A 17,920-nucleotide genomic window follows, 5' to 3' on the forward strand; every position below is an offset into this window, starting at 1 on the left:
GTAAAATAAATCTGACATAGGGGGAGGTGAAGTGGCTGAGTATAAAAAAATGGTTTTATTTATTTTGGACAACCCTTCTAATAGGAGCGGGCGGAGCAGTAATCGCAGGTCTGGCACTGCAATTCGTGAACGGTCGAATTGATTTCAAAAGTGTCGCTGATTTCTTTTTATACCCGCTGATACTATTCGGCTACGGTATGCTTGTCAGTGTTTATGCGCAACTTGGTTTTTTTGCTTATCTAATTTTAAATTACATGGGCAATGGTGTTTTCCCGCCAAAAATTTGGAAATACATACAACTGGTGCTTTCTGTACTCGCATTGCTTGAACTGATTTTTTTGCGTACCGTCGTTGGCGGGGAAAGAAGTGTCTTGTCTGATCTAATATTAGGAATCTTTATTTTGTTAGCTGCCGTTATTGTGTCTTATTTCAAAGTGAAAAGTACAAACATCTCAGCTTGGATTCCAACCCTCTTTTTTATGACAGCTATTTCAATTGTGGAAATTATCGGCGTGCTCCGTATAGGTGTTGATAGTGCGACAGTGTTTATTGTTGTTCCGCTCATCGCCTGTAATGCATTCCAAATTTTGATGCTTCACCGTATTCTCAAGCCGGCAGCCGGATAAAGGCTGGGGCGAATTCAGCAAATCATGAACCCCGTGCTCTGGCCTTCAGAAAACGGGGTTTTTTGCTCTAGAATGTATCCTAACGATTAAAATCCGCTGGAGGAGGTTAATCTTAAAGAACAATAGAGCGGATTCTTTGTGTGTAGCAACGCTCACAAAACTAAGTAGATGCTTCCTAAGTGAGTTTTGTACGAAGTTTTTCAATGATGCATATGCTTCACAAAACTAAGCGTATGCTCCCGAAGCAGTTTTGTACGAAGTAATACAAGCGTAGCAACGCTCACAAAACTAAGTAGATGCTTCCGAAGTGAGTTTTGTACGAAGTTTTTCAATGATGCACATGCTTTACAAAACTTTTAGGAGGGGAATATATGGACATCAAGCGTTATATGATAAAAGACACAAATGAAATCCAGCTTAACAAGCTGGACCCGGACGATACAGGTAACTTTAAATCAAAAAAAGAAGCAGAAGCCAAAACAGAGCAGTTAAAGGAACGGTTGGCAGAGCTTCAAGATATTCTTTTTGCACAGAAAAAGCATTCACTGCTCGTAATTCTGCAAGGGATGGATTCCAGCGGTAAGGATGGAACGGTTAAACATATTTTTTCAGGGATTAATCCACAAGGCTTTATAGTGACCAGCTTCAAGAAACCTTCTCTGGAGGAAGAAGCTCACGATTTCTTATGGAGAGTGCATCAAAAGACACCCCCTAAAGGCTACATCTCTGCATTTAACCGCTCACACTATGAAGATGTATTGGTACCGCGGGTACATGGGGGATTGAAAAAGGATGATTTGAAGCGCCGCTTTCGTTACATACGGCAGTTTGAGGAGATGCTGGTGGAAGAGGGAACGACAGTTATCAAGCTTTTTCTGCATATTTCAAAAGAGAAGCAGCTTAAGAAAATCAAAGAACGGCTTGAAGATCCCAAAAAACACTGGAAATTTGACGCAAGTGATCTACAGGAGCGGGAGTTTTGGGATGATTACCAAGAGGCATATGTAGATGTTTTTAAGGAGTCAAGTATTGATAAAGCACCCTGGTACTGGATACCAGCCAATCATCAATGGTACCGCAACTATTTGGCCTTATCCATCGTTGTAAAGACACTGGAGAGTCTGGATCTGAGCTATCCGAAGCTGAATACCCCCACACCCGACATATCGGAGCTCATTTCCCCGCGTCATTAATATTTGGATAAAACCAACATCTATTGCGGTACCTAAGATTGGGAGGAGCGTTACAGCCCGGCAGCATCCTCTAAGGCACTATTTAGTGAGGCCGAGTCGCGAACCTCTTTACCCTCTGCGTTGCTTTGGCTGATCAGCTCAGAGACGGTAACGAATTCATAACCTTGTCTGCGGAGCTCATCGATAATTTGCGGAAGAGCTTCGTGAGTTTGTTTGCAGGAATCACTGGCATGTAGTAGAACGATATCACCAGGATGTGCTTTAGTCGTTACACGCTTCACGATATTGTCTACACCTATGTTCTTCCAGTCTAGAGAGTCTGTGTCCCACTGGATGACTTTGTAACCAAGATCATTGGCCACTTGCAGAACTCTTTTGTCAAAATCACCATTAGGCATACGAATTAAGTTTGGTTCTTTACCGGTTAATTCTGTAAGCACAGTGTGAGCCGTTGTGATCTGAGTGCGAATCTCTTCGTTACTTAGAGTGCTGTAATTGACGTGTTTATGGCCATGGCTGCCAATTTCGAATCCTGCGTTTTTAATGCTTGTTACAATATCCGGGTGAGTCTTACTCCATGGTGACGATAGGAAGAAGGTGGCTTTGTCCACTTTCTTGTCTTCAAGTACCTTCAAAATTGGTTCGGGTCTCTTTTCCCCCCAGCTAATATCGAAGGTTAGGGCAATCAGCTTCTTCTCTGTTGGCACACTGTAAATGGCAGAAGGTCCAGCCTCAGAAAAAACGGTGATATTACCCCTCTCGACATAGACAACTCCAGCAGCAAGAAGCACAGCGGCGAAGATATAGATGAACCTTTTGATCTTTTTGCCGCTGAATACATAAAAAGAATTCATTAATGACAGCGCTCCTCTCCCATGCGAAATGCTTGTTTGTTCTAAATGTATGCTCGTACCGCACGGTTATGACCTAAGAAACAGAGATCACAATTTCAGGAGGTATTTATGTTGTCGTTCTTCACGTTTGTTAAAGATATTAAATCGATCCGCAAGGCTTTGCTGCTGTCCTGTCTGCTCTTCGTAATAGGAGCGGTTGTTGGCTGGGTAGCGACAAGTAGTCTGGAAAAACTATTGGTTCAGCAATTGGAAGGGCTTAGTGAGATCAGCGGAAACTTAAGAGACACCGCTAATCCGCAATGGAACTTCTTTGTATTTATATTTCTGAATAACGCCATCAAGGGCGTGGTTATTATTTTCCTGGGAGCGTTGTTCGGCATATTGCCAGCTATATTCTTATTTATAAACGGAGCGGTAATTGGCTACTTGATACATTTATCCGCACTGCAAGGACAGGATTTGTTCGATTTAATCGTAAAAGGATTGCTGCCACACGGGATTATAGAGATTCCGGCAATCATTATCGCGTGTGCCTTTGGGCTGCACTTTGGCGGAAAAGTGATTTCAAGTTTATTTCGATCTACAGATAGAAAAGAGGAGAGAAGCGCAGACTGGTCTGCATTCATGCGTCAAACACTTACGGCTTCCATATGGACTGTAATCCTGTTATTTGTTGCAGCCATTATTGAAAGTACAATTACTTTTTCACTTTTATCATAAAACTTCCGGGAATAGAGCATAACATTAAGGGCGTTCATCCAAGGATTGCCTAAAGGTAAGGAGTATATAATCGAGACGAAACCATAAAGGGAATTTTTAATAATTATGGTTATAAAAAGAGGACTCCGGTTAATCTAGTGTAAGAGGATCTTAAGGCAGCTTTCTCCATGAGATGTACTTACTGATTATGCAAAAAAGGTTTTGGGGGTTTAGAGAAGGTGTTAATTGCAACTTCATGAAGGAGGCCAAGCATATGTTGGGAATGTTGTTTAACGAAAAGGAATGCAAGGAACTGGATTATGTTTTGAGAAAAGAACTAGATGAGATGCTGTTAGATTTGAGTGATCAGCGCTTGGACCAAAATATCAGGCACGCCATCGCTAATAGATATAAGACTGTATTCCGGATGTATGCTCGCTTCGCTCCTCAGAAAGAGCTTTCCAAGTATGCATGGGGTGGGCGTTCTTCTCAGTATAAACACTGAAGATATACGAGAATTGCTACAGTTTTATAAAGTTTTCAGATTATTTAATAAAATAGCTTGACTAAAAAGGAGTGCTCATGATAAATTATATCTCGCGCTCCTTTTGCTTGTGTAAAAGGAAAGCGGAAGGCAAGAAAAATTAAAAAAAAGATTTTTCAAAAAAAAGACTTGCCAAACAGCTTAACACTGTGATATATTATAAAGGTCGCCGCTGATAAACAACGACGACGAAATGAGAGACATTGATCTTTGAAAACTGAACAACGAGTGAGTGGGAAATCACGCAAGTGAAATCCAAATTAGAGAATTAATTTTCTCGTCAGATGTTTCAAAATGAGCATATCGCTCTTTTCAATACTAATTGGAGAGTTTGATCCTGGCTCAGGACGAACGCTGGCGGCGTGCCTAATACATGCAAGTCGAGCGGAGTTATTTTGAAAGCTTGCTTTCAAAATAACTTAGCGGCGGACGGGTGAGTAACACGTAGGCAACCTGCCCTTCAGACTGGGATAACTACCGGAAACGGTAGCTAATACCGGATAATTTCTTTTTTCTCCTGAGAGAAGAATGAAAGACGGAGCAATCTGTCACTGAGGGATGGGCCTGCGGCGCATTAGCTAGTTGGTGGGGTAACGGCCCACCAAGGCGACGATGCGTAGCCGACCTGAGAGGGTGAACGGCCACACTGGGACTGAGACACGGCCCAGACTCCTACGGGAGGCAGCAGTAGGGAATCTTCCGCAATGGGCGAAAGCCTGACGGAGCAACGCCGCGTGAGTGATGAAGGTTTTCGGATCGTAAAGCTCTGTTGCCAGGGAAGAACGTCCGGTAGAGTAACTGTTACCGGAGTGACGGTACCTGAGAAGAAAGCCCCGGCTAACTACGTGCCAGCAGCCGCGGTAATACGTAGGGGGCAAGCGTTGTCCGGAATTATTGGGCGTAAAGCGCGCGCAGGCGGCTATTTAAGTCTGGTGTTTAAACCTTGGGCTCAACCTGAGGTCGCACTGGAAACTGGGTGGCTTGAGTACAGAAGAGGAAAGTGGAATTCCACGTGTAGCGGTGAAATGCGTAGATATGTGGAGGAACACCAGTGGCGAAGGCGACTTTCTGGGCTGTAACTGACGCTGAGGCGCGAAAGCGTGGGGAGCAAACAGGATTAGATACCCTGGTAGTCCACGCCGTAAACGATGAGTGCTAGGTGTTAGGGGTTTCGATACCCTTGGTGCCGAAGTTAACACAGTAAGCACTCCGCCTGGGGAGTACGGTCGCAAGACTGAAACTCAAAGGAATTGACGGGGACCCGCACAAGCAGTGGAGTATGTGGTTTAATTCGAAGCAACGCGAAGAACCTTACCAGGTCTTGACATCCCTCTGAATCTGCTAGAGATAGTGGCGGCCTTCGGGACAGAGGAGACAGGTGGTGCATGGTTGTCGTCAGCTCGTGTCGTGAGATGTTGGGTTAAGTCCCGCAACGAGCGCTTAACTTTAGTTGCCAGCAGGTAATGCTGGGCACTCTAGAGTGACTGCCGGTGACAAACCGGAGGAAGGTGGGGATGACGTCAAATCATCATGCCCCTTATGACCTGGGCTACACACGTACTACAATGGCCGGTACAACGGGAAGCGAAGCCGCGAGGTGGAGCCAATCCCATCAAAGCCGGTCTCAGTTCGGATTGCAGGCTGCAACTCGCCTGCATGAAGTCGGAATTGCTAGTAATCGCGGATCAGCATGCCGCGGTGAATACGTTCCCGGGTCTTGTACACACCGCCCGTCACACCACGAGAGTTTACAACACCCGAAGTCGGTGGGGTAACCCGCAAGGGAGCCAGCCGCCGAAGGTGGGGTAGATGATTGGGGTGAAGTCGTAACAAGGTAGCCGTATCGGAAGGTGCGGCTGGATCACCTCCTTTCTATGGAGAATCGTTCTCTGCAATGAGAACATTCAAATCGGAAGTTTCAGCTTCCACAATAGAACCTTCCGAACACTCACTCGTGTTCAGTTTTGAAAGAGTAAGTCTCTTTCGTATGCGTTTGTGGCGATAGCGGAGGGGTTCACGTACCCATCCCGAACACGACCGTTAAGCTCCAGCGCCGATGGTACTTGGACCGAAGGGTCCTGAGAGACGTTGCCAAGCGGACAACCAATTCATTGGTTGATTCACAATGTTATATATGTTATATGGGCTTTTAGCTCAGTTGGTTAGAGCGCACCTCTGATAAGGGTGAGGTCGGTGGATACCAAGGCCCACCATATAACATTATAGAGTAATTTTATGGGGCCATAGCTCAGTTTTGCAAGCAGGAGGTCAGCGGTTCGATCCCGCTTGGCTCCACCATAAATTTTTAAATGAATAACTTTTTCAACTTGATCCTTGAAAACTGGATACCGAAACGAATTTGCGTTTTAGAACATCTTTTAGCAACTTGTGTAAACAAGTAATGTTATTAGTGAGATTTTTCTTCGGAAGAATCAAGGTTAAGCTAATAAGAGCACACGGAGGATGCCTAGGCGCCAGGAGCCGACGAAGGACGTGGCGAACAACGAAACTGCCTCGGGGAGCTGTAAGCAAGCTTTGATCCGGGGGTGTCCGAATGGGGAAACCCAGCTGTGGTAATTCGCAGTTACTCATTTCTGAATACATAGGAAATGTAGAGGCAGACCAGGGGAACTGAAACATCTAAGTACCCTGAGGAAGAGAAAACAATAGTGATTCCGTCAGTAGCGGCGAGCGAACGCGGAACAGCCTAAACCTAAGAGCTTGCTCTTAGGGGTTGTGGGACGTCTCACATGGAGTTACAAAGGAATATGGTAGGTGAAGAGGTCTGGAAAGGCCCGCGATAGAGGTAAAAGCCCTGTAACCTAAACTGTGTTCTCTCCGAGACGGATCCCGAGTAGTGCGGGGCACGTGAAACCCCGTATGAATCCAGCAGGACCATCTGCTGCTAAATACTACCTGGCGACCGATAGTGAAACAGTACCGTGAGGGAAAGGTGAAAAGCACCCCGGAAGGGGAGTGAAATAGAACCTGAAACCGTGTGCTTACAAAAAGTCAGAGCCCTATTAATGGGTGATGGCGTGCCTTTTGTAGAATGAACCGGCGAGTTACGTTTAACATGCAAGGTTAAGCCGAGAAGGTGGAGCCGCAGCGAAAGCGAGTCTGAATAGGGCGAATTAGTATGTGGACGTAGACCCGAAACCGTGTGATCTACCCCTGTCCAGGGTGAAGGTGCGGTAACACGCACTGGAGGCCCGAACCCACGTACGTTGAAAAGTGCGGGGATGAGGTGGGGGTAGCGGAGAAATTCCAATCGAACTCGGAGATAGCTGGTTCTCCCCGAAATAGCTTTAGGGCTAGCCTCGGTATAAGAGTAGTGGAGGTAGAGCACTGATTGGGTGCGGGGTCCGCAAGGATTACCAAGCTCAGTCAAACTCCGAATGCCATATACTTATTGCCGGGAGTCAGACAGTGAGTGCTAAGATCCATTGTCAAAAGGGAAACAGCCCAGACCATCAGCTAAGGTCCCCAAGTGTGTGTTAAGTGGGAAAGGATGTGGAGTTGCACAGACAACCAGGATGTTGGCTTAGAAGCAGCCACCATTGAAAGAGTGCGTAATAGCTCACTGGTCGAGTGACTCTGCGCCGAAAATGTAACGGGGCTAAACACACCACCGAAGCTATGGCTAGATACGTATGTATCTGGGGTAGGGGAGCGTTGTGTAGGGGTTGAAGGTGTACTGAAAAGAGCGCTGGACACTACACAAGTGAGAATGCCGGTATGAGTAACGAAAAGATCAGTGAGAATCTGATCCGCCGAAAGCCCAAGGTTTCCTGAGGAAGGCTCGTCCGCTCAGGGTAAGTCGGGACCTAAGGCGAGGCCGAAAGGCGTAGTCGAAGGACAACAGTTTGAAATTACTGTACCACCGTAATCCGCTATGAGCGATGGGGTGACGCAGGAGGGTAGTGACGCGGACTGATGGATGTCCGTCTAAGCAGTGAGGCTGATGTGTAGGCAAATCCGCACATCATTAAGGCTGGGCTGTGATGGGGAGCGAAAATTGTAGTAGCGAAGGTCATGATCTCACACTGCCAAGAAAAGCCTCTAGCCAGGAGAAGGTGCCCGTACCGCAAACCGACACAGGTAGGCGAGAAGAGAATTCTAAGGCGCGCGGAAGAACTCTCGTTAAGGAACTCGGCAAAATGACCCCGTAACTTCGGGAGAAGGGGTGCCCCGGTAGTGTGAATAGCACGAGGGGGCCGCAGTGAAAAGGCCCAAGCGACTGTTTAGCAAAAACACAGGTCTGTGCGAAGCCGCAAGGCGAAGTATACGGGCTGACGCCTGCCCGGTGCTGGAAGGTTAAGGGGAGTGGTTAGGGGTAACCCGAAGCTATGAACCGAAGCCCCAGTAAACGGCGGCCGTAACTATAACGGTCCTAAGGTAGCGAAATTCCTTGTCAGGTAAATTCTGACCCGCACGAATGGCGTAACGACTTGGGCGCTGTCTCAACGAGAGATCCGGTGAAATTTTAATACCTGTGAAGATGCAGGTTACCCGCGACAAGACGGAAAGACCCCATGGAGCTTTACTGCAGCTTGATATTGAATTTGGGTACGATCTGTACAGGATAGGTGGGAGCCGTAGAAATCGGAGCGCAAGCTTCGGTGGAGGCGCCGTTGGGATACCACCCTGATCGTATCTAGGTTCTAACCTAGTACCCTTACCGGGTACGGGGACCGTGTCAGGCGGGCAGTTTGACTGGGGCGGTCGCCTCCTAAAGAGTAACGGAGGCGTTCCAAGGTTCCCTCAGAATGGTTGGAAATCATTCGCAGAGTGCAAAGGCATAAGGGAGCTTGACTGCGAGACCTACAAGTCGAGCAGGGACGAAAGTCGGACTTAGTGATCCGGTGGTACCGCATGGAAGGGCCATCGCTCAACGGATAAAAGCTACCCTGGGGATAACAGGCTTATCTCCCCCAAGAGTCCACATCGACGGGGAGGTTTGGCACCTCGATGTCGGCTCATCGCATCCTGGGGCTGAAGTAGGTCCCAAGGGTTGGGCTGTTCGCCCATTAAAGCGGTACGCGAGCTGGGTTCAGAACGTCGTGAGACAGTTCGGTCCCTATCTGTCGTGGGCGCAGGAAATTTGAGAGGAGCTGTCCTTAGTACGAGAGGACCGGGATGGACGTACCGCTGGTGCACCAGTTGTTCCGCCAGGAGCATGGCTGGGTAGCTACGTACGGACGGGATAAGCGCTGAAAGCATCTAAGCGTGAAGCCCCCCTCAAGATGAGATTTCCCAATTAGTAAGACCCCTTGAAGACGACGAGGTAGATAGGTTGGAGGTGGAAGTGCAGCAATGCATGGAGCTGACCAATACTAATCGGTCGAGGGCTTATCCTATAGTTAGAATGCAGATTCGTTTCGGATTCAGTTTTCGCCTGAGCATTTACGCTGTAAATGCCCGTTTGGTGGCGATAGCGGAGGGGTTCCACACGTACCCATCCCGAACACGACCGTTAAGCCCTCCAGCGCCGATGGTACTTGGACCGAAGGGTCCTGGGAGAGTAGGACGTTGCCAAGCGGATATTCCCTGATAGCTCAGTTGGTAGAGCACTCGACTGTTAATCGAGTTGTCACAGGTTCGAGTCCTGTTCGGGGAGCCATGCTCTCATAGCTCAGCAGGTAGAGTGCTTCCATGGTAAGGAAGAGGTCACCGGTTCGAATCCGGTTGAGAGCTCCACAGATTTGCAAGGCCCGTTGGTCAAGGGGTTAAGACACCTCCCTTTCACGGAGGTAACATGGGTTCGAATCCCATACGGGTCACCAACTTTTACTTGTACTTACCCTTAGAGGGTCCCATAGATATGGAGGCTTAGCTCAGCTGGGAGAGCATCTGCCTTACAAGCAGAGGGTCGGGGGTTCGATCCCCTCAGCCTCCACCATAATCTTCCTAAGAGATTATGGGCAACATAGAGGTACCATCAATGGGGATTAGCCAAGCGGTAAGGCAACGGACTTTGACTCCGTCACTCATAGGTTCGAATCCTATATCCCCAGCCAAGTGCGAGCCATTAGCTCAGTTGGTAGAGCACCTGACTTTTAATCAGGGTGTCGAAGGTTCGAGTCCTTCATGGCTCACTTTTATTATTATCATGCGCGTGTGGCGGAATGGCAGACGCACCAGACTTAGGATCTGGCGTTTCACGACGTGGGGGTTCAAGTCCCTTCACGCGCACCACTTATTGCGGACGTGGCTCAGCGGTAGAGCATCGCCTTGCCAAGGCGAGGGTCGCGGGTTCGATTCCCGTCGTCCGCTCCATAATTTTGCGCCCTTAGCTCAGCTGGATAGAGCGTTTGACTACGAATCAAAAGGCCGGGAGTTCGAATCTCTCAGGGCGCGCCATTTTATTATTAAGCAATTATAGTATTTATAACGGGATGTAGCTCAGCTTGGTAGAGCACCTGGTTTGGGACCAGGGGGTCGCATGTTCAAATCGTGTCATCCCGATTTTCACCTTTGCGGGTGTAGTTCAATGGTAGAACTTCAGCCTTCCAAGCTGATAGCGTGGGTTCGATTCCCATCACCCGCTCCATAATTTTATAGTAACGGGATGTAGCTCAGCTTGGTAGAGCACCTGGTTTGGGACCAGGGGGTCGCATGTTCAAATCGTGTCATCCCGATACTCAGCTTAATCGCTGCTCAAAAGCTCTTACTTCGGTAAGGGCTTTTTTGTTATGTATTGAATATACATATAAATACATTCTAAGAACGTATGTTCTATTATTCCTCCAAAAAAAATCGGACTTCCGGTGGAATTCCAATCCGTAGATAATAGTTTCTCCATGATTCCTCTTGTTCAGGGCTTCTGCCTGAAGATAATAATTTTACAGCAAATACATTAGCTTGACGTTCAAGCTTCCCAGGAGAGAAATAGGAGCTTTCCTCCAGAAAAAAGCGATTGATCCCCTTGTGAAGCCGATCATGTCCTAATTCATGCGCACAAACGAAGCGCTGCCATTCTACAGGCAACTCATTATGAATGACGATAAACCTTCTTCTTAGTTTTCGATAATATAATCCCTTTGTGCCAGTCCCCAGATTCATGAAACGAATTTGAATGCCTAGTGCTGCGGCAAGCTCGAACGGGCAGTTGGTTTTATATTTTTTAATCAGATTATTGATCAGTTCATCCATGTTCTTCACCTGCAGCATGTTAGTATAGTTATTTAGTGTCTTTGGATTTTTTTCTCTTATTCATCTGTTTGGCTTCCCAGAACAATCCGGTTAGTACATCTTTTATCCTCTGTTTATCTTCTTTGTCTAATGGAATTCCGTCAAACATCAGCTCTCCATCATCCTCTAGCATTTTTCGAAAGTCTCTTTTATCTTTGCTTGTGGCCCAATCTGGGACAGCCTCATCGCTTGAAAGAGTCTGGTCCTGCAAATACCCTGCTTGATCCATTAGCTCCTCGTAGGGGACGCCAGTGGCCTCAGCAATTTTGCGTAACGTGGTTGGTTTAGGAACCCCTCTTAATCCATTCTCAATCCGGGAAATTTGCGAACCGCTGATTCCGGCAGCTACTGCTAATTGATTAATGGTGAGTCCCTTTGTTTCCCGAAGATGCTTCATATAATCCCCGAATTCCTGTTTCATCTCAACTCACTCCTTATTGGCTGTAACCTTATGATAATAATATAAGCCATTTTTGCCAATAGGTAAACAACAAAGCGTATATAATTGCCAAAAGGCAAGATAATGGAGGGATATACGCTCTTTTTCGATAAAAACAGCCTAAAACGGGGTTTTACGAGATTGGTAAAGAAGTGGTATATTATAGAAAAATACGAACAGAATACGAACAAGATTTATTTTATCACATTGGGCTGGAAAATTCCGCAAATTAAATCTCATTCAGTTAAACCCAAAAGGAGTGCATAAATGATGAACATATCAACTTTACCAGAGTTGGACCGTCGCCGAACCCAGGTCGCTATAGAGAGCATGTTGGAGAAATACCGTATTTTTAAGACCGTTACATTTGAAGCTAAGGAAGCAAGCACAACTTATTCATACACAGAAAGATTTCATGGTCCTACTAACACTGTAACTGATCAGACTGCTGCGATAGCTTCTTATAATGTGGACATCCCCGCCGCAAGGAGAGCTTATTGTTCCGCAATAGACTCTGTGGTAGAGAGACTCGATACGAGAGAACAGCAGCTGGTACGGGAAAGGTATATGAGAAGAGACGAGATGTACGATTATACGATTTACAATCATGTGTTTGATCCACCGGTAAGTAAGGACACTTACGTGAAGATACGCTCGAAGGCTTTTTACAAGATGGCATTAGCGTTAACGGATCTCGGCTTACTGTCTCTGCAAACTTTAGTAACAACAGCGCCTAGGGTAAAGAAAGAGAAAATGAGTATTACTTAATAGAAGTAGAATAGTTTGATTAGTAAAGAAGACTGTATCGTCCGAGCGGATGATGCGGTCTTTTTTTGAATTATAAGAAAGTATAAGTTTCAGGGTGTACTTTATCCTTATAATCCTCGCACAAATGCTTGCCGTCCATAAAAGGAGGGTCGAAGGCTCTTTAGCTTGTCTTCAATTGTGTACCACCAAAAAAACGCTCTATACCATCCCAAAGCTAGCCAAAACCTCGTCCGTTTACCCTCTCCGCAAGGATAATATGGGGGTATGATTATAACATGGCAAATGAAGCAAAAGAACACCGCAAGAGCATGAATGCTCTGCTAATAGTTCCGCCCTAAGGGTGATGAGAACAACCTAGCGGTGAAAGATTCTTCTCGCATTTGCCTAATGAAGAAGGGATATTATCCAACCTCGGATAGTATCCTTTTTTCTTAAATCTAGTTGAGGGGGGGTCTGCTTAATGTTCATGCAGTTGAAGGTTAACACCATCAAGGATCGACGAACGGTCGCAGATCAGAAAGGAATGGAGTGATGTCGGTACAACAATTGCGAGAACACATTACAAGTACACTTGAACGGTATTTTCCTGATGTGCCTGTATATGTAGAAGGAGAAAAACCTCAAACCGCTTATTTTCATCCCGGATTGATCTCAGCAACACTGGATCGGCAGCGGGAGGGCAGATATTTAGCGGTCTACCGTTTTGGCATCCGTTATGAGCAAGGCAATTTGCTGGAAGCTGAGAGAATGGCAGATAAGCTGAGTGAGGCGATGGCAGGAATGGAGCAGGATGGTGGAGCTTTTCGTGTAGTTAGGCAAGCTTGGGAAGCTGGAACTGAAGGGCATGGGCCGCTGTTTACAGTTGACTATATGTTGTATTTGCAAAACGACAAGCCTGACAGCATTAAGATGGGACAAATGATTGGAGGAGAACGATTGAAATGAGTACTAAAGGGAGTAACGGGAATGGGTTCAGTAAGGAACAGATTGTGAATTCCTCACTTTTTACGCCGAGGGAAAAGGATATATTGAACGTTATTTTGCAGGATGGCAAGAACTATACGCTCGAAGAAGCAAAGCAATCTATGGGATTGTTCAAAAATAAGGAGGTAATGAACTAATGGCAGGCGGAACATGGACAACGCAAAATAAGGTGCGCCCTGGGGTGTACGTAAATGTAGCATCAAATCAAGGTGCCATCGGCAAAATGGGAGAACGCGGGATTACGGCATTGGCGCTTGCCCTATCTTGGGGAGAGCCGGGAGTAATCATGAAGATTACCCCGCAGGATGATGTGAATAAGCTGCTAGGAGTGGATTTGGAACATCCAACTCTACTGCCAGTGCGTGAAGCGCTGAAACGGGCGGGAACCTTGCTGCTCTATCGATTGAATGAAGGCGTTAAAGCGGCAGTCACGAATAACGGCCTTCAGGTAACAGCTAAATATGGCGGTGTACGCGGAAATGATCTTTTGATTGTGATTGAGAAAAATATAGAGAATGCTGCTCTTTTTGATGTAAAGACGTTGCTTAATGGAACCGAACTGAACAAGCAAACGGTCGGAACGGCTGAAGAGTTGGTCGCGAACGATTATGTTCAATTCCAGAAAAATGGTGCAGAAGGCTTGAAGCTAATTGCAGGCATGCCGCTTACAGGGGGGGCTAACGGAACCGTGACGAATGGAGCACATAGTGACTTCCTGTCTGCTCTTGAGGTGCAGGAATTCCAAACAGTGGGTCTAGTATCGCAGGATAGTGCTCTGAAGGCACTCTACAGTTCTTTTGTGAGACGGCTTCGGGATACAGAAGGGAAAAAGGTACAGGCTGTACTATCCGATTATGCGGCTGCAGGTCATGAAGGTGTGATTAGCGTGAATAATGGGGTAGTACTGAGCGACGGAACTACGATTGATAACGTCAATGCCGTTGCTTGGGTAGCTGGTGCTACAGCAGCAGCTGCTGTTAATGAATCGCTGACTTATCAGGGTTATGATGATTCGGTGGATGCTGATGTAAGACTTAGCCATTCTGAGACTACAGCTGCGTTGCTAAAAGGAGAGCTTATCTTTACTTACAGTGGCGGACGGGCTGTGGTGGAACAGGATATCAATACATTTACCGCGTTTTCACCGGACAAAGGCAAAGCATTCTCCAAAAATCGTGTACTGCGCGTGCTGGATGGAATTGCAAATGATATGAAGCGTATTTTTGAGAACTACTATATCGGTAAGGTCGCGAATAATGAAGATGGCCGTGCTCTTTTCTGGTCACAGTGTGCGACTTATATGAATGATTTGCAGGATATGGGTGCGATTGAGGGCTTTAACGCGCAGACAGATGTTGTAGTTGTGGCTGGTGCAGATAGTGATAGTATCGTGCTGGATGTGGCTGTGAAACCGGTAGATTCCGTAGAAAAAGTATATATGAAAGTGAAGGTGGTTTAAGATGGCATTTTTAAAAGCTAGTGATACGATTTCCGGCCAGGAGGGCCGTGCTTATGCTGTGATTGGTACGCAAACCGAAGAGATGTTCTATGTGAAAACTCTTGAAGCTACAGTAGAAAAAACAAAGGCAGAGGTGAAAACACTGGGCCGCCGGGGTGTTCAGCATAAAGCGACTGGATGGTCGGGCAGCGGTTCGATGACGATTTTTTATATGACTAGTCGTTTCCGCCAGATGATGCTCGATTATATGAATACGGGTGTTGATCAGTACTTCGATATTGAGGTTACGAACGAAGATCCATCGTCCAGCGTGGGAGCACAGCGTATTATTTTAAAAGGCGTGAACCTTGATAGTGTCATCATGGCCTCACTCGATACAGAGTCAGACGCTCTAGAAGAAGAAGTTAGCTTTACCTTTGAAGATGTGCAGATTGTGCAAGCTTTTGGTGCTCCGGCAGGTTCCGGGCTTTAATTAAGACAACTAGATAGATTGGAGCAAGCAAGACCCGAACGTAGAATGAGCGGCGGGTCTCTTCTCTGTCTATTGGCAGCTAGTAGCAGGAGAAGTATCTAAATAAATAATTCTAGGAGGAAGACAATGAGCGAATTAAGTTTATTTTTTGCCCAAAATGTAGCATGTGACACGACCGAGGAGTTTGTAGTATCCCAGCGTTTTAAGGATAAGGAAGGAAATGCGGTAGCTTGGAAGCTGCGCAGTATGACTGAGGATGAGAATCAGGAATGCCGCAAGGCCGCAACCCGTAAAGTCAAAGGTAAAAACGGAGTGTATACCTCCGAAATTGAGCCTAACGATTATATGGCGAAGCTGATGACCTCAAGTGTAGTGCATCCGGATCTGAAAAATGCTGAATTGCAGCGTTCTTATGGCGTACTTGGCGCTGAGACACTGCTGCGTAAAATGCTGCTACCAGGTGAATTCGCGGCGTTGGGTGAGCGGGTGCAGGCCTTAAATGGTTTTGGCACGGACATGAACGAGCTGGTGGATGAAGTAAAAAACTAATCAACGAGGGCGATAGTGAAGCCAATTTTGCTTATTACGCCCTCCATGAGCTGCACATTTTACCCCATGAGCTGATGAAGCTGTCTTCCCGCGAACGCGCCGCAATATATGCGATGATTGCTGTTCGTGTGGAGAAGGAGAAGCGGGATCAGGCACGGAGTAAGGCGAGGAAGAGATAGTTAGGGGGTGAGAGAATGAAGATAGACGCATCTAAAGCCGTAATGCTACCGATGAAATCTCTGGCAATTTGGAAGAGTGTTAATAAACAATGTGTTCGTGTGAACAGCAATCTGGATATCGTTAATCGATTGGTCAAGGGAGTGCAGGTAGTTGTTAAGCGGTCAAGCGATGAGATGAGCCGTTCTCTGAATCTAGTGAACCAATCTTTGCAGGATATCAATGATACGCTACTTGAAGGCTTTAAGAGACTTCCTCCTAAGGTCATAGTTTCTAGAGATATAGTTATCGAGCAAAGCCAACAAGCAGGGCAATCACAACAGTTAGCGCTTCGAACATTAAATAGCTCCCCAAGTGTGCAAAAAGGTAAGGCTGAAGAAGAAGAGGCGAAAAAGGTAGAGTGGTGGAAAGGGCTAAAAGCGAAGGAGAAAAAGAAAGAAGAGGAGAAAAAGCCGGAGGTTAAGGCTGATCCGGTCCCCAAGCCCAAAATTAATCTGAAAAAGGAACCTCCGGTTCCACCATCCCCACCAACTCCTGACTCGAGAATTATGAAGTTTCTCAAGACAGTTGATGTGGTAAAGCCATTTAATGCCGTGAAGTCTTTTGGGGAGAAAGCTGTAAAAGCTGCGGCACAACCAGGAGATATCGCTGACTGGAATAAGCTGAATGACAATACAGATGCTGCACTTGGGAAAATCGGTGAGAAAGCAATGGGAGCCTTGAGGCCAGTGATGGATACTTTGAACGAGGCGCTGACTTCAAACCAATTTATGCCGATTATAGATGCTATGGCTAACGGCTTTCTGATCATTGCTAATGTGATTGGCATGGTAGTGGATGGCTTATTATGGTTGGTTGGAGTGTTGCAGGAGAACTGGTCTTGGATTAAACCGATTCTTGAAGCGATAGCCATTGTCTATCTCGTAGCTATGATCGTACAAGTGGCTCTACTTGTAGCAGCCGCTTATCAGCTTGCAGCAGCATGGTTGGTAGTAAACTGGCCTATTTTAGTGGTTATCGCTGTTATAGCTGTTCTTATTTATATTTTTCAAATGTTAGGTATTTCTGCGGGGGATGTCGTTGGAGCTATAGTGGGAGCATTTGGATGGTTAAGCGCAGTGATGGATAACATTTGGATTTTTATACAGAATGCAGCTATCTCTGCATGGGATTATATAGTGAATAAATTTCATGAAGCGGTCAATTTTATGAAGCAGCTGCTATATGATTTGGGTATGGGTGCCCTTAATGTTCTTTACAATATGACAGTTGGAGCAGAGGGCTTTGCCGGGGGATTCATGAAGGTAATGGCAAAAGCAATCAATTGGGTACTAGACAAATTCAATTCCATGATTGAGGCTTTAAGTCATATTCCATTCTTCGACGAATTGGGGATAAGTGAACTAAAAGTTGAGAGGAAGGAGCCGGAAATTCCTCATGCGGCAAGCGATATGATCGATAAATACCGGCAAAATTTTAAGGCGTTTGCTCCTACCGCTGATAATTTTCCAGAGCAAAAGACTGCTAAGATCGAGTACGTTAATCTTGAAGATAGTTTTAATAGCGCCAGTCAAAAAGGAAAGAATGCCACGAACAAGTTGATGGACAAAGGGCGCGATGCTACTGAAAAAGTGAAGGATATGTTGAATCCGATCAGCAGTACAAAAGCACTGGATTCAACAGGTCTACTAGCTACTCAGGGCAATAATCTGAGCACCGTCAACCGTGTGAACGAGCTCGGCTCCATCAACGACACCGTAGACATCTCCAGTGATGATCTGAAAATGCTGCGCGAGCTGGCCGAGATTCAGGCGATCCAGAATTTTGTGGAGCTTACGCCGACGGTGCAGGTGACGACCGGGAATATTAACAATGCCGGAGACATTGATACGATTATCAACAAGATCGGGCAAAAGCTGAACGAGGAGTTTGTCTCTACGGCGCAGGGGGTGTATACGTAAC

General features: G+C 46.3%; 14 protein-coding genes, 13 tRNA genes and 4 rRNA genes. 28 read left to right on the plus strand and 3 right to left on the minus strand.

Features of this window, described 5'->3' with window-relative positions; all coding sequences use genetic code 11:
- Positions 1-35: 35 nt before the first annotated feature.
- Both MKY14_RS29980 and MKY14_RS29985 read left to right on the plus strand, forming a co-directional pair.
- Positions 36-626: a KinB-signaling pathway activation protein gene (locus MKY14_RS29980; RefSeq protein WP_076309051.1), complete on the plus strand. Its 591-nt coding sequence runs from the start codon at positions 36-38 to the stop codon at positions 624-626.
- 371 nt (positions 627-997) lie between these two features.
- Positions 998-1,819, plus strand: coding sequence for a PPK2 family polyphosphate kinase (locus MKY14_RS29985; RefSeq protein ID WP_076280126.1), 822 nt, complete (start codon positions 998-1,000; stop codon positions 1,817-1,819).
- Between the two features lie 50 nt (positions 1,820-1,869).
- On the opposite strand, the gene pdaB is transcribed toward MKY14_RS29985, so the two are convergent.
- Entirely contained in the window at positions 1,870-2,673 is an 804-nt protein-coding gene (pdaB, locus tag MKY14_RS29990; protein ID WP_036680629.1) for a polysaccharide deacetylase family sporulation protein PdaB, read from the minus strand.
- 108 nt (positions 2,674-2,781) lie between these two features.
- On the opposite strand from pdaB, the gene MKY14_RS29995 reads away from it, so the two are divergent.
- From MKY14_RS29995 to MKY14_RS30085, 19 genes are all read left to right on the plus strand, one after another.
- Positions 2,782-3,393 carry a stage II sporulation protein M gene (locus MKY14_RS29995; RefSeq protein WP_076138447.1) on the plus strand — a complete coding sequence of 204 codons (612 nt, stop codon included), beginning with the start codon at positions 2,782-2,784 and terminating at the stop codon, positions 3,391-3,393.
- Between the two features lie 253 nt (positions 3,394-3,646).
- The gene (locus MKY14_RS30000; RefSeq protein WP_036680631.1) at positions 3,647-3,877 is read left to right on the plus strand and encodes a hypothetical protein; all 231 of its coding nucleotides are present in this window, start codon (positions 3,647-3,649) and stop codon (positions 3,875-3,877) included.
- A 358-nt stretch (positions 3,878-4,235) separates the two neighbouring features.
- Positions 4,236-5,788 (plus strand): 16S ribosomal RNA (locus MKY14_RS30005).
- A 119-nt stretch (positions 5,789-5,907) separates the two neighbouring features.
- Positions 5,908-6,018 (plus strand): 5S ribosomal RNA (rrf, locus tag MKY14_RS30010).
- Between the two features lie 41 nt (positions 6,019-6,059).
- A tRNA-Ile gene (locus MKY14_RS30015) sits at positions 6,060-6,129 on the plus strand.
- Between the two features lie 223 nt (positions 6,130-6,352).
- A 23S ribosomal RNA gene (locus MKY14_RS30020) occupies positions 6,353-9,276 on the plus strand.
- A gap of 64 nt (positions 9,277-9,340) precedes the next feature.
- Positions 9,341-9,457 (plus strand): 5S ribosomal RNA (rrf, locus tag MKY14_RS30025).
- The 16S, 23S and 5S rRNA genes sit together here with 13 tRNA genes alongside, the layout of an rRNA operon.
- Before the next feature lie 6 nt (positions 9,458-9,463).
- A tRNA-Asn gene (locus MKY14_RS30030) sits at positions 9,464-9,539 on the plus strand.
- A 1-nt stretch (position 9,540) separates the two neighbouring features.
- Positions 9,541-9,616 (plus strand) — tRNA-Thr (locus MKY14_RS30035).
- Between the two features lie 11 nt (positions 9,617-9,627).
- Positions 9,628-9,702, plus strand: a tRNA-Glu gene (locus MKY14_RS30040).
- Between the two features lie 40 nt (positions 9,703-9,742).
- Positions 9,743-9,818: transfer RNA gene (locus tag MKY14_RS30045), tRNA-Val, on the plus strand.
- A 43-nt stretch (positions 9,819-9,861) separates the two neighbouring features.
- Positions 9,862-9,936 (plus strand) — tRNA-Gln (locus MKY14_RS30050).
- 5 nt (positions 9,937-9,941) lie between these two features.
- Positions 9,942-10,014, plus strand: a tRNA-Lys gene (locus MKY14_RS30055).
- A gap of 16 nt (positions 10,015-10,030) precedes the next feature.
- Positions 10,031-10,114 (plus strand) — tRNA-Leu (locus tag MKY14_RS30060).
- A gap of 6 nt (positions 10,115-10,120) precedes the next feature.
- A tRNA-Gly gene (locus tag MKY14_RS30065) sits at positions 10,121-10,195 on the plus strand.
- 7 nt (positions 10,196-10,202) lie between these two features.
- A tRNA-Arg gene (locus tag MKY14_RS30070) sits at positions 10,203-10,279 on the plus strand.
- A 31-nt stretch (positions 10,280-10,310) separates the two neighbouring features.
- A tRNA-Pro gene (locus tag MKY14_RS30075) sits at positions 10,311-10,384 on the plus strand.
- 11 nt (positions 10,385-10,395) lie between these two features.
- Positions 10,396-10,469, plus strand: a tRNA-Gly gene (locus MKY14_RS30080).
- Positions 10,470-10,483: 14 nt separating this feature from the next.
- A tRNA-Pro gene (locus MKY14_RS30085) sits at positions 10,484-10,557 on the plus strand.
- A 100-nt stretch (positions 10,558-10,657) separates the two neighbouring features.
- Here the strand turns inward: MKY14_RS30085 and MKY14_RS30090 are convergent.
- Both MKY14_RS30090 and MKY14_RS30095 read right to left on the minus strand, forming a co-directional pair.
- Complete coding sequence (locus MKY14_RS30090) at positions 10,658-11,071, minus strand: ImmA/IrrE family metallo-endopeptidase (RefSeq protein WP_076129807.1); 414 nt, start codon at positions 11,069-11,071, stop codon at positions 10,658-10,660.
- A 28-nt stretch (positions 11,072-11,099) separates the two neighbouring features.
- Positions 11,100-11,531 (minus strand): helix-turn-helix domain-containing protein, encoded by a 432-nt coding sequence (locus MKY14_RS30095; protein ID WP_076129758.1) that lies wholly within the window; start codon positions 11,529-11,531, stop codon positions 11,100-11,102.
- Between the two features lie 288 nt (positions 11,532-11,819).
- On the opposite strand from MKY14_RS30095, the gene MKY14_RS30100 reads away from it, so the two are divergent.
- The 7 genes from MKY14_RS30100 (at position 11,820) to MKY14_RS30130 (ending at position 17,919) form a co-directional block, all read left to right on the plus strand.
- Complete coding sequence (locus MKY14_RS30100) at positions 11,820-12,317, plus strand: ArpU family phage packaging/lysis transcriptional regulator (RefSeq protein WP_038574900.1); 498 nt, start codon at positions 11,820-11,822, stop codon at positions 12,315-12,317.
- Positions 12,318-12,848: 531 nt separating this feature from the next.
- Positions 12,849-13,262, plus strand: coding sequence for a phage tail terminator family protein (locus MKY14_RS30105; protein ID WP_038573440.1), 414 nt, complete (start codon positions 12,849-12,851; stop codon positions 13,260-13,262).
- Positions 13,259-13,438 (plus strand): hypothetical protein, encoded by a 180-nt coding sequence (locus MKY14_RS30110; protein ID WP_036681241.1) that lies wholly within the window; start codon positions 13,259-13,261, stop codon positions 13,436-13,438. Before MKY14_RS30105 ends, MKY14_RS30110 begins: the two co-directional genes overlap by 4 nt.
- On the plus strand, positions 13,438-14,760 hold the full coding sequence (locus MKY14_RS30115; RefSeq protein WP_076193913.1) for a phage tail sheath family protein: 1,323 nt from the start codon (positions 13,438-13,440) through the stop codon (positions 14,758-14,760). The genes MKY14_RS30110 and MKY14_RS30115 overlap by 1 nt, the downstream gene beginning before the upstream one ends.
- A 1-nt stretch (position 14,761) precedes the next feature.
- The gene (locus MKY14_RS30120) at positions 14,762-15,232 is read left to right on the plus strand and encodes a phage tail tube protein (protein ID WP_036681245.1); all 471 of its coding nucleotides are present in this window, start codon (positions 14,762-14,764) and stop codon (positions 15,230-15,232) included.
- A gap of 126 nt (positions 15,233-15,358) precedes the next feature.
- Entirely contained in the window at positions 15,359-15,781 is a 423-nt protein-coding gene (locus MKY14_RS30125; RefSeq protein ID WP_076129761.1) for a phage tail assembly chaperone, read from the plus strand.
- Between the two features lie 194 nt (positions 15,782-15,975).
- Positions 15,976-17,919, plus strand: coding sequence for a hypothetical protein (locus MKY14_RS30130; RefSeq protein WP_340978020.1), 1,944 nt, complete (start codon positions 15,976-15,978; stop codon positions 17,917-17,919).
- Position 17,920 lies beyond the last annotated feature (1 nt).

The organism is Paenibacillus sp. FSL R5-0887 (assembly GCF_038002305.1).
Taxonomy (GTDB): domain Bacteria; phylum Bacillota; class Bacilli; order Paenibacillales; family Paenibacillaceae; genus Paenibacillus_AQ; species Paenibacillus_AQ odorifer.

What these genes read in the sequence shown, in the direction of transcription:
- MKY14_RS30120 (WP_036681245.1), top strand. Translation starts at nt 14,762, where the DNA reads ATGGCATTTTTAAAAGCTAGTGATACGATTTCCGGCCAGGAGGGCCGT.
- MKY14_RS30110 (WP_036681241.1), top strand. Translation starts at nt 13,259, where the DNA reads ATGAGTACTAAAGGGAGTAACGGGAATGGGTTCAGTAAGGAACAGATT.
- MKY14_RS30115 (WP_076193913.1), top strand. Translation starts at nt 13,438, where the DNA reads ATGGCAGGCGGAACATGGACAACGCAAAATAAGGTGCGCCCTGGGGTG.
- MKY14_RS29985 (WP_076280126.1), top strand. Translation starts at nt 998, where the DNA reads ATGGACATCAAGCGTTATATGATAAAAGACACAAATGAAATCCAGCTT.
- MKY14_RS30125 (WP_076129761.1), top strand. Translation starts at nt 15,359, where the DNA reads ATGAGCGAATTAAGTTTATTTTTTGCCCAAAATGTAGCATGTGACACG.
- MKY14_RS30100 (WP_038574900.1), top strand. Translation starts at nt 11,820, where the DNA reads ATGAACATATCAACTTTACCAGAGTTGGACCGTCGCCGAACCCAGGTC.
- MKY14_RS30130 (WP_340978020.1), top strand. Translation starts at nt 15,976, where the DNA reads ATGAAGATAGACGCATCTAAAGCCGTAATGCTACCGATGAAATCTCTG.
- MKY14_RS29995 (WP_076138447.1), top strand. Translation starts at nt 2,782, where the DNA reads ATGTTGTCGTTCTTCACGTTTGTTAAAGATATTAAATCGATCCGCAAG.
- MKY14_RS30000 (WP_036680631.1), top strand. Translation starts at nt 3,647, where the DNA reads ATGTTGGGAATGTTGTTTAACGAAAAGGAATGCAAGGAACTGGATTAT.
- MKY14_RS30095 (WP_076129758.1), bottom strand. Translation starts at nt 11,531, where the DNA reads ATGAAACAGGAATTCGGGGATTATATGAAGCATCTTCGGGAAACAAAG.
- pdaB (WP_036680629.1), bottom strand. Translation starts at nt 2,673, where the DNA reads ATGAATTCTTTTTATGTATTCAGCGGCAAAAAGATCAAAAGGTTCATC.
- MKY14_RS30090 (WP_076129807.1), bottom strand. Translation starts at nt 11,071, where the DNA reads ATGGATGAACTGATCAATAATCTGATTAAAAAATATAAAACCAACTGC.
- MKY14_RS30105 (WP_038573440.1), top strand. Translation starts at nt 12,849, where the DNA reads ATGTCGGTACAACAATTGCGAGAACACATTACAAGTACACTTGAACGG.